This is a genomic window from Exiguobacterium oxidotolerans JCM 12280 (assembly GCF_000702625.1).
Classification (GTDB): Bacteria; Bacillota; Bacilli; order Exiguobacteriales; family Exiguobacteriaceae; genus Exiguobacterium_A; species Exiguobacterium_A oxidotolerans.
This window is the reverse complement of sequence record NZ_JNIS01000001.1, coordinates 1,009,883-1,021,472: the sequence shown is the minus strand read 5'-3', so window position 1 is coordinate 1,021,472 and position 11,590 is coordinate 1,009,883. Positions and strand designations below refer to the sequence as shown.

The following is an 11,590-nucleotide window of genomic DNA, read 5'->3' as shown; positions in this document are numbered from 1 at the left end:
GTTCCTTTTTTAATAGGGCTTATCAACGATTGTCTGATTCCTGCTGATTAGTCGAATCATCGAGCACTTCTTCAGCATCGAGTTCAAACAAGTCGTTGTCGCTTGTCTGTTCCAATTCGGTCACGGCTGCTTCGTCCGCAACTTCATCAGACGCATCGACATGAGGCAGTTCGTCAGCTTCGGTGCTTTCTTCAAGTGGCAGTGTATCGTCCAATTGGAAGTCGAACGTCAATTGATGGAGTTCACTTGCGATATGAGCCAAGTGTGTCGCTGCCGTCGTGACGGCTTCGATTGTCGCATTCGTTTCCTGGATACTTGCGGCACTCGTTTCGATACCGGCTGCGTTCTCTTCTGTCAACGCGAGAATCGTTCCCATCGCGTCAGACACTTCTTCTGTCGCAGTCGTCAGAGCGCTGATATCACCGGTTAGCGATTCAGTCCGTTGTGAGACATGATGGACGGAACCGGCGATCTGTTCGAAGTCGACGCCTGTCGTTTTGACGGATTCAAGGGAAATTTTCAAATCATCCATAACATGGTTCATCGCACTCATCGCAGTGTGCGTCTCTTTTTGAATATTATCGAGAAGTTGTTTAATTTGTTTTGCAGAATGATCGCTTTCCTCTGCAAGCTTCCGGACTTCACTTGCGACGACGGCAAAACCTCGACCTTGTTCACCGACACGCGCCGCTTCGATGGCGGCATTCAGAGCCAGGAGATTCGTCTGGCTTGAAATTGCTTGAAGTGTCCCGAGAATCTTTCCGATTTCGCCTGAACGTTTACCGAGGAATTCGGACGTGTTCTGAATTTCCTGTTCGAGTGAATCGGAGTGTTGTAGTAAGTCGGTAATCGTTTGTTTCGTCAGTGAGCTACCGCGTGTTGCGGCATCGGCGACGGATGCGACTTCAGACAACGTCGTAGCGGCCGCTTGTTGCATCGCGACGGAGCGTTCCTTGACACCGTAAACGGCATGCGAAGAGCGTTCCGCCTGTTTCGTTTGCGTTTCACCGGCGGCTGCAATTTCTTCCATCGTTTGACCGATTTGTTGTGATGCGTTTTGGACGTGGGTCGCATTTGCTGATAAGTCCTGTGACGCATCACGAACGGTTCCGGCTGATTGTGTCATGGCCGTAATCGTTTGACGCAACTTTTGGCGCATCGTATCGAAATTCTCATTGAGGTCAGAAAGTTCATCGCGAATAAAGCGTTTTGGACGTTGTGTCGTCCGTAAATCACCGCTTGCGATCGCGAGGGCTTCCGTCCGAAGTGTCGAGAGGGGACGGTTGATCGAGCGTCCGATTAACCAGGCAATCAATGTCGCTAGCGCAATCGCGACGACAAAGTTGATGAGCGACTGTTCGAGCATGGCATCTTTAGGAGCATACAGAGACGCATAATCCAGTACGACCGCTAGCTTGAAGCCTGTTTTAGAAGAGAGTTGCCAGATGACGACTGATTTTTTCCCCGCAACATCCATGATGGCGGAACCGGATTCTTGATCAATCATCTGTTTCGGTGCACTGAAATAAGACTTTCCTTCTTCACGGAGTTGGTCGAGACTTTTAAAGAAGTAATTTTTATTCGGGTGCGTGACGACTTTTCCGTCTTTTGTATAGCTGAATACGAAACCTTCCTGTCCGATCTCGATTCGCTTCATGTCTTCTGAGAGGCGGTTGATGCTTTTATAGACGGACAGGACACCCTTGATGTTTGCTTGATCATCAAGTGTCGCTTTTGAGAAACTGATGATGGATAGTTTCGTCGCTTCGTCATAGTACGGTTCGCTCATGGCGACCGTACTTGAATTTTCAAGCGCTTGTTTATACCAAAGGTCGCTTCGTGGATCATAGCCGGCAGGGACGTCTTGCTTCGGCCAGTTCAAGTAGCCGCCTGACGTATCAGCGTATTGGAGAAAAGAATTTTCGATCTTCGATGAACCGTATTTTTCGAGGACGCTGTAAATATCTTTTGCTTTTTGAGACGGTTCGTCCGTCAAATCAGGAAGGTCTTTTGGATCAGTATAGTTCGGCAGTGAGCCACTCGCTCGCGTGAACGGGAGTCCGGCGAGTAAAGACGTATCTTTTTTTGTATCGTCGATGATACGCGAGAAGGATTGCTCGAGTTGCTTTAATGCCGTTTGCGAAGTTGAATCGACAAGATTTTCAACAGTTTGACTTGTCTGGTTGTATGAGAACCAGGTTGAGACACCTAACGTAAGCGCAGGTAATAGAATGAGACCGATGAAAAGACGGCGTGTGATGGAAAGGCGCATATGTAATCTCCTATCTAAATAATCTATAAAATCTGTCTATTCTGATTATCGGACGGGTAAACTTAAATATGAAGGAATTATGGTGAGATTTTCATGATTTGAGAAATGAATCGAACGGAAGTTCATGATAAAATAGGGTAGATGTCACAGAGTGACTAGGGAGGAACTTAGAAATGAATATTGCTTTTTTCTTATTGCCAAAAGATGAAGTGAAATACTTAGATCCTGAGTCGACGGTCAGGCAAGCACTTGAAAAGATGAAGCATCATCGGTTCACGTCAGTCCCGCTCGTTGACGATAAAGGAAAATATGCAGGAACACTCACGGAAGGTGATGTGCTTTGGGCACTTGAAAAAAATCTGGAGCATGCGGATTATGATCATGTACTTCAAACACGTCTGACAGACATTAAACAACGTGTTCGTTATAAACCCGTTTCGATCACAGCACAAATGGAAGAAATGATTGAGGTCATCACTGATCAAAACTTCGTGCCCGTCATTGATGACGGAAAACACTTCATTGGAATCATTCGTCGACGCGACATCATCGACTATTTCGCTAAAAAGGTAGAGCGAGAGAATGTCCAATATTGAAGAATGGATCAAAAACGCTTTTGTCCCGAAAATAAACGGGCGAAAGCGTTTTTATTGACCTCTTTTCGCTTCACGAATCGTTTCTTTTAGACGATATATAGACATAATGACAATTTAGGGAGGACGATGTGTTGCGACTTTTACCACCAGTCTTCATCGTAGAAGCATTTCGGAAACGCTCCTACTATAAAACGTTCTCATGGATGATTTCGATTATCGGGTTATTAGCCGTGTTGATTGCGACGCAGCAACTCTTAAAAAATGTAGAAGAAGGGTACAGTTACAAACGTGCGAGCGGCGTGATGGATGTATTTGAACAAGTCAATCAGGCGGAACGCGATCTTACATACTATTATTATTTATCATTGAGTTCACGGGTCGACGACTCGTTGACAGAACGAATCGAGTGGTCGAAAAAGGTCGATGACGAGCTCGTGGCGCTGAGCAAACGTTTAGAAACAATGCAAACGACAAGTTCTTCAAAAACAGACGTGTTGACTGAAATCGACGAGGTTCGGAAAAACGGTTATGTCGCGAGCAATCGATTTTTTACGGCAGTAGCAAATTATAAAAGTGAAATCTTATTTAATCAGTTATCGCTCAGTCAAGATACCGGGAAATATTATTCCTTGTTTTCTAACCTGTTCTTAATGGAAAGGGATTTCGGGAAAGCAGGACAGACCCTGCTCAGCGCAGATCAAGACAAACAATTGGATGCATACGAATTATCAAGAATCCGGCAAATGCGTCAAGACTTGGCAGTGAGAAATGATACGGTGACGAAGACGCTTTCGGCAACGATTGATGCTGAAGACGGAGCGTCGAGACTTGAGATTAATACGATGAAAAGTGAGATGGCGTCATATCTTGGTGTAATCGATACGACGTTGAGTGAACCCGGACTTCGCGAATACGAAACGTTAGAACGTATTTCAGATCGCTATCAAGACAGCATGTACCGTTTGTTTGATCGAGCAATTTCAGACGTGCAGATGGAAATGACGGATCGGGGAAATGATGTCATTCGAAATGCGTGGTTGATGTTCGTTGCGACGTGCTTCATCATTTTCGCTCTACTCTTACTGACGCTCTCGCTGTTACGTGCTTTCCGAAAAGACTTGGTCATGTTACAGGAAGAAGCAAACGTATTTGCGGAAGGACAACAACAATCGTTTTATCAAGTACCGGAACGCAACGATTTTCAACCTGTCGTCCACGCTTTTCGGACGATGACGGCAATCATCTCAGGTCTACTGGATTACAATGATCAAAAAACACTCGAAATCAAACAGAAAAAAGCAGAAATCGAATCCCTGTTTTCCCAAAACACAGATCCAATCATTGCCTTATCAGCAGACTTCAAGTTATTGCACGGGAATGACCAGTTCCAGCAGCTCGTCGAGAAGACAGAGTTCGTGACGATTGAAGAACTGATTCACCCAGCAGACTTGAACCGTGTGCGTCGTGCCTTAAATCGGGCCATCGAAGGACATAGTCAAACGATTCGTTGTAAGATGATTTTCGAAGCGGACATCCGGAATATGTTCGTCAACATCATTTATGTGCCGACGAAAAGCGAGAACGGGATTGCACTTTATTTAACCTGTCACGATGAAACGGATCAATACAGACGAGAAGAGCGGATTACGCAACTGGCGCTGTATGACGTCTTGACAACGCTATTGAATCGTAACGGTTTCGAACAAAAGATGACAGAAGCATTGACAGGGGTACAGTCCGGAGAACTCGTTACAGTCAGTGTACGCCAGTTTAGACGGATCAATGATGCGTATGGGCATAGCGCGGGTGATTTGATTCTAAAAGAAGTAGCGAACCGCTTACGCCGTCACTTCATCGGGACAGGTTCACCGGCACGAATCGGTGGAGATGAATTTGCTGTCTTGATTTCGCAGCAAGGCATCGTCGATTACTACGAATTAAAACGAGTCATGGAACTTCCATATTATGTCGAGGGTGAAGAAATCCACGTCAACATCAGTATGAGTATGGTCCGTTATCCAAACGATGCAGTCGCCGTGACTTCGCTCTTGTCATCCGTTGATATCGCGATGCAACATGCGAAACGGGATCAAGCGGGGGAGCCGGTTTGGTTCGAATCATGGATGAGTGAAGAGTACCGTGAATCAGTCGTTCTCGAAGCAGAGTTGCGCGAAGCGATCGTCAAAAATGAGCTTCAGTTATATTATCAGCCACAAATTAATTTAAAGACAGGACAGGTCGAAGGCTGTGAAGCGTTACTCCGTTGGTTCCATCCTGAACGAGGCATGATTAGTCCGGCTGTCTTCATTCCGATTGCCGAACGCTCGATGTTGATTGAAGAGGTCGGCATGTGGGTCGTTCAGGAAACGGTCAATCAAATTAAGCGCTGGGAGCAGACGCCACTTGCGATGCTTGGTGTTTCAGCTAACTTATCAGTGAAAGAACTTGCTTCCGGTCGCATCGTCGACTACTTGGCCGATATTAGAAACGAACATCCGGGAATTGAACGGCGGATGGAGTTAGAAATCACGGAATCGTTTGGTGTCTTTTCCGATAAACGCGTCTTTGATGCCCTCGAGTCGCTACATGCCATGGGTTATCAATTGGCAATCGATGATTTTGGAACCGGTTATTCTTCTTTGTCTTATTTAAGTCGCCTTCCGATCCAACGTCTGAAAATCGACCGCTCGTTCATTAGCGGGGAAGATGCATGCTCGAATGCCCCATTGATTGAGACAATCATCAAGCTCGCGCATACGTTGAAGTACGACGTAGTCGCGGAAGGTATCGAGCAACTCGAACAAAGCGAAAGTTTACGAAAGCTCGACTGTGAATATGGACAAGGGTTCTACTATTCCCGTCCGATTCCGGCAGATGAATTTGAAGTTTGGTTCATGGAGCATCAGGAAACATTGAAATCTTCATGAGACAACCGAAGCGGAGAGCAGGTATTTTGTTCGTTTCGATTGGGCTTAACGTAAAATATGCGGATACAAAAAGCCCCGTTTTCCTGTCCATCAACAGACAGGAAAACGGGGCATGTTTTTTGCTTGAGGACAGCAGGCTTGCGAACGAGTGATTCCTGTTGCTGTCAGGCATGTTTTAGTTAGACACGATCGAGTGCTAGGTCGTCTGCTTGTTCGAGGTAGGCTTTGATTGGTGCGACCGCTTCGTCGACTGTTCCGTCAGCGAAAGGTGATTTCAAGCCGGCGCGTTCAACAAGTGCGAGGAAGCTTTCTGATCCACCTGCTTTACAGAGCGCGAGGTACGATTTCCAAGCGGCTTCGCGGTCCTGCTCCATCCACGCATAGAACTGGAAGGCACAGACTTGAGCGAGCGTGTAATCGATGTAATAGAACGGGCTACCGAAGACGTGTCCTTGCTGATGCCACCAAGCACCTGAATCGAGGTAGTCATTTTCCTCGTAGTTGCGGTGCGGGAGGTATTTCTTCTCAATCGTCCGCCACGCTTGACGACGTTCAGCCGGCGTGAGCTCCGGTTTGCTGTAGATGACGTGTTGGAACTCATCGACTGCGACTCCATATGGTAAGAAAGTAACACCGCCAGCCAAGTGACTGAATTTATACTTCGATGTTTCTTCACCGAAGAATTCTTCCATCCATGGGTACGCGAAATATTCCATCGACATCGAATGAATTTCGCATGCTTCATATGTCGGGAATCCGTACTCCGGTGTCGTGAAGTGACGGCTCTCGTAGACTTGGAAAGCATGACCGACTTCGTGCGTCAAGACGTCGATATCGCCAGACGTCCCGTTGAAGTTCGAGAAGATGAATGGCAGTTTTTCATCAGCGATGTACGTACAATACCCACCGCCCGCTTTTCCTGGTTTCGCCGTCAAATCAAGGGCGCCACGCTCGAGCATATAATCGAAGAACTCGTTCGTCTCCGGTGACATCTCGCGGTACATTTTCTTTCCACCTTCAATGATGAAAGCTTCCTCGCCTTGCGGTGTCGCGTTTCCTGATTTGAAAGCGAATCCTTCATCATAGTAGTAGAGTGAATCGACACCAATCCGGCGTTGTTGACGTTCTTTTAGTGACGTCGCGATTGGGACGATTGTCTCAAGGATTTGCTGGCGGTAGTCTTCGACCATCGATTGGTTATAGTCGACGCGAAGCATCCGGGCATAACCGAGTTCGACAAATGATGGGAAGCCGAGCGTCGTGGCGATTTCAGTCCGGACATGGACGAGTTTGTCGTAAATCGTATCGATTGCTTCGCCGTGTTCTTTTAAATAACCGTAACGTGCTTCTGAAGCCGCTTTACGAACCGCGCGGTCAGGTGACTGCAAGTAAGGACCGAACTGAGACAAGTTCAACGTTTTGCCATCAAATTCGATTTCTGCTGAAGACATCAACTTCGTGTATTCGCTTGAGAGACGATTTTCTTCTTGAAGCTTTGGAATGATTGCTTCTGAAAAAGTTTTTAAGCTTGCTTCTGCTAAGAGGAAGAGTTGTTTTCCCCAAGTCGTTTCGAGCTGTTCACGGAGCGCATGTGCTGTCAACACATGATAGTAACTCGAGACGTAGCCTTGATAGACGGGGCCTGCTTCATCAAAAAACCCTTGTTCCGTTTCGTAAAATGTGTCGCGCGTATCAATCGTATGACGAATCTCGACGATTTGGCTCGCTGTTTCGAATTGGTTTCTAAGGGTATTAATCTCAGTGATGGCTGCGTTTGCCTGTTCGACTTGTGTGGCTTCTTTCAAACGAGAAATTGCGTTTTGCATGGTGGTTTCTAAAACATTCAGATCAGGACGAACATATGTAAGTTCTGAAAATGGTAACATGTAAGCGCCTCCTTTTGATTTCTAACTATTATCACACAAAAATACTTGCAAAACTAGAGGGACAAACGTATGCTTTTTGTGAGAACGTGAGCGAGTCGTTCATAAACACGCTCCTATAAAAAAATCGAATCTTCTTCAATGAAGAAAAACGATCAAGAAAGTAGAGGGATAGTATCATGGGATTCTTTAAAAAATTGTTTGGTGGCAACGAAGCAGGAAACGCAAAAATCAATTCTGCACTTACAGGTAAAATCGTCAGCATCGAGAACGTACCCGATCAAGTCTTCTCACAAAAAATGATGGGAGACGGAGTCGCAATCGAACCGACTGAAGGTAAAGTGGTCGCGCCGATTAACGCAACAGTCGAAACGATTTTCCCGACAAAACACGCAATCGGTCTTAAAGGTGAAGATGGCCTCGAACTATTGATTCACATCGGTTTAGATACAGTTAACCTTAAAGGTGAAGGTTTCACAGCACATGTTCAATCGGGTGATAAAGTCAAAGCAGGCGATGTTCTCGTTGAGTTCGATCTAGATTACATCCGTGCGAACGCACCATCGACGGTTACACCAATCATCGTCACGAACCACGACCAATTCACACTTTCTGCTGTTCCTGCTGAAGGTACTTCAGTAGTGGCAGGCGAAACAGAATTGTTCAAAGCAACACATAAATAATCTGATTACGCGCGAATTTGTGCGCTTCTCCTGAAACTCCCTCATCTTACGAGATGAGGGAGTTTCAGACTGTAGACAACGTGCTATCGGGAGAGCAAGCGTCTTTTTTCGTTGCTTTCCTCGGGCGAGGCGCAAGCCGTTGCTCCTTGGTCCTCACGGACAACGAGCAGGGTCTTGCCTGCCTCTAAAAGTGCGTTAAAGACGCACTTTTCCCCGTAGGAGTCAACGAAACGTGACGCTTTTTAGATAATACCGTGACGGAAAACCAGTCATGCAGACGGTTTAGAACCCAATCCGTCTCGATATAGCATATTCACGCTTCATAAGAGTTTGTCTACACGACTCCCTCATCTTACGAGATGAGGGAGTTTTTTGTTCTCCGACCAAACCTTACTGTTTTGTAAGTGAGTTGAAAGTCAACTCCATCCCTTGAAGTACGATTACTCGGTAGACTGAAGGTAACGAATCGACTTCAGGAGGAACAGAATATGAAAACAATCTTAAATGCAGAGAACATAACGAAGGTATACGAAACGAAGATGGCGCGGCATGAAGCGCTAAAACCGACATCATTGGTGGTACATGAAGCGGAGTTCGTCAGCATCATGGGCCCTTCAGGAGCTGGTAAATCAACATTGTTGAATCTTTTATCGACGATTGATCGGCCGAGTGAAGGTATGATTTCGATTAATGGTGAAGATGTCACGAGCATGACTGAAAAACAATTGGCACGGTTTCGTCGGGAACAACTCGGTTTCATCTTCCAAGACTTTAACTTACTCGACACGATGACGGTCGAAGAAAACATTGCCCTTCCGCTTGCGCTGGCACGTGTCGAGAAAGCGATGATTGTGTTGCGTGTTGAACAAGTCGCGCGGCAACTTGGAGTCGAAGATTTGTTGAAGAAACGTCCGGTCGAACTTTCAGGTGGTCAAAAACAACGCGTCGCAGCAGCACGTGCAATCATCCACCACCCATCACTCCTCTTAGCCGATGAACCAACGGGAGCACTCGATTCAAAGGCAGCGACAGGTTTACTCGAGGCCCTCGAGACGCTGAATGAACAGGGGGCAACGATTTTGATGGTGACCCATGATCCGGTCACGGCGTCATACGCGGAACGAATTGTCTTCGTCAAGGATGGAGAGCTGTTCCGAGAAATCCATCGGTTTGGGACGCAAAAGGAATTTTTCGAACAAATCATGGAAGTCCAACGCGAACTCGGGGGTGCAGCACGTGAGTTTGTCTAAATTAGCTTTTCGTAATTTAAAGAACATCCGACACAATATGATGTATCTAGGTGCCGTCACATTCGCAATTTTGATTTATTACACGTTTTTAGCGATTCGTTCGAACGAAGCGATGCTGAACGCAAATGAGATGTACGGTAAGCTCGGGACGGTCTTTACGGGATCGAGTATCATCTTGGCCGTGTTCTCAACGATTTTCATTTGGTATTCGAGTGACTTTTTCTTACGACGTCGTAAACAAGAACTTGGTTTATATGCGTTACTTGGACTCGAGCGAAAACAAATCGCTCAACTGATTTTTATTGAAACGATGGGCTATGGAATGGTCGGATTAATCATCGGGACCGCTCTAGGGACAGTTGCTTCAAAATACTTTGTTCAACTGCTTGCGCATGTCATGGCGATCGATATCGAAGCGACGTTTACAATCAGCCTCGCTGCAATGGGTCAGACGATTGCCGTGTTCTTAGTCATTTTTTTATTGATTGCGCTGCGATCGGCACGAACAATTTATCGTTTCACCTTGATTGAACTATTCAAAGCAAACCAACAAGTCGAAGTGGTTCCAAAAGTCCATCCGATTCTCGCAGTCCTCTCGCTTCTATTGATTGGATTCGGTTATTACCTGACTGGGCAGCCGCTGCTCGATCACTTTACTGTAGTCGCGCCACTCTTGATGGTTTGTATCATCATCGGAACATTCGGGACGATGAGTTACTTTACGATTTTCCTGTTGCGTGTTCTCAGTAAACAGGCACGTCACTTCGAAGGAACGAATTTGATTTTACATGGTCAATTGCTGTCACGCGTCAAGTCGAATGCCGTCATGTTATCAACGATTACTGTCATCACGGCAGTCACACTGACGACGGTCGGAACAGCGACATCGATTTACTATTTCATCGATCGAACGGTCGAGCAACAAATGCCATATAGTTTATCGGTTGCGAGTAAACGACCGGAGGCAGAGCAATTGATTAAGGAATCGAATCAAACCATCGAACAGCGGACGATGGTCAACGTCAAAAATGTCGACCATCAGATGGAAGAGTTACCAAATCCGTTATATTTGACGAAGTACTACCGGACGTATGCGATGGAAGATTCAGAAGGACAATTCAGCTACATCAATTATTCGGACTACCGTAGACTAGCGAAGGCGAACGGAAAACGTGTCTTACCTGAGCCGCAACAAGGTGAGGCGATTGTTCTCGAAACCTTTAAAGGAAATGACTTGTTGCAGGAACGAGTCAAATCACCCGTTGGAATCAAAGTGAACGACATCCATTCGTCCTTTCGCATTATGGGTGAAACGGATTTACCAATCGCTCAACTCTATGAGAAACAACGATTGGCATTCGTCGTTTCGGACGATGCTTTTGCGATGATGCCGGAACGGGCATGGATGCTGACGAATTATCAATTTTCAGATGAACGGACGGATGACGGGTTGATGAAAAAACTTGAGGCGCTATACGGAAAGCAGGCGGAAACGGACATGGCGGCCTACTACCCGGTCTACGCGATAACGACGGCGACGACAGGGTTGCTCGCATTTGCCGCCGGGTTCCTCGGACTCGTCTTCCTGCTTGCGACAGGTTCAATCATCTACTTCAAGATGCTTGCGGAAGCAGAAGAATCAAAGCACCGCTTTGCGATTATTCAAAAGATTGGGGTGGCGCAAGGCGAACAGGCGAGTATCATTCGTCGCCTCGTCGGATTTGTCTTCTCCTTACCGTATTTCCTTGGACTCATTCACAGCATCTTTGCGATGCAAGTCCTCCAAAAACTACTCAACTACAACATCGTCATGCCGACAGTCCTTGCGATTGGCTGTTATACGGTCGTCTACCTCGTTTATTACATCATGACGGTCCGAGCGTACCGGCGGATTGTGATGTGACGACGGTGGCTGGAAACGAATAATCGTTTCCAGTCCTTTTTTTGTTCGGTATGATAGATAACGAAGGAGATGAATC

Annotated in this window: 7 protein-coding genes; 5 read left to right on the top strand and 2 right to left on the bottom strand. The window is 46.4% G+C overall.

Annotation, left to right across the window (positions count from 1 at the left end; genetic code table 11):
• Nucleotides 1-22: 22 nt before the first annotated feature.
• Nucleotides 23-2,272 (bottom strand): methyl-accepting chemotaxis protein, encoded by a 2,250-nt coding sequence (locus P403_RS0105235; RefSeq protein ID WP_051667313.1) that lies wholly within the window; start codon nt 2,270-2,272, stop codon nt 23-25.
• Nucleotides 2,273-2,445: 173 nt separating this feature from the next.
• Between P403_RS0105235 and P403_RS0105230 the strand changes: the two genes are divergently transcribed.
• Nucleotides 2,446-2,868, top strand: a complete 423-nt coding sequence (locus P403_RS0105230; protein WP_029331512.1) for a CBS domain-containing protein — start codon at nt 2,446-2,448, stop codon at nt 2,866-2,868.
• A 128-nt stretch (nt 2,869-2,996) separates the two neighbouring features.
• Nucleotides 2,997-5,795 carry a putative bifunctional diguanylate cyclase/phosphodiesterase gene (locus tag P403_RS0105225; protein ID WP_029331510.1) on the top strand — a complete coding sequence of 933 codons (2,799 nt, stop codon included), beginning with the start codon at nt 2,997-2,999 and terminating at the stop codon, nt 5,793-5,795.
• Between the two features lie 179 nt (nt 5,796-5,974).
• Here the strand turns inward: P403_RS0105225 and P403_RS0105215 are convergent, their stop codons facing one another.
• Complete coding sequence (locus P403_RS0105215; protein ID WP_029331509.1) at nt 5,975-7,681, bottom strand: M3 family oligoendopeptidase; 1,707 nt, start codon at nt 7,679-7,681, stop codon at nt 5,975-5,977.
• Between the two features lie 176 nt (nt 7,682-7,857).
• Between P403_RS0105215 and P403_RS0105210 the strand changes: the two genes are divergently transcribed.
• The 3 genes from P403_RS0105210 to P403_RS0105200 all read left to right on the top strand — a co-directional run bounded on the left by P403_RS0105210 (nt 7,858) and on the right by P403_RS0105200 (nt 11,514).
• Entirely contained in the window at nt 7,858-8,361 is a 504-nt protein-coding gene (locus P403_RS0105210; protein ID WP_029331508.1) for a PTS sugar transporter subunit IIA, read from the top strand.
• Nucleotides 8,362-8,849: 488 nt separating this feature from the next.
• Complete coding sequence (locus P403_RS0105205) at nt 8,850-9,611, top strand: ABC transporter ATP-binding protein (RefSeq protein WP_029331507.1); 762 nt, start codon at nt 8,850-8,852, stop codon at nt 9,609-9,611.
• Nucleotides 9,598-11,514, top strand: coding sequence for an ABC transporter permease (locus P403_RS0105200; protein ID WP_029331505.1), 1,917 nt, complete (start codon nt 9,598-9,600; stop codon nt 11,512-11,514). Before P403_RS0105205 ends, P403_RS0105200 begins: the two co-directional genes overlap by 14 nt.
• The last annotated feature ends 76 nt before the right edge of the window (nt 11,515-11,590 follow it).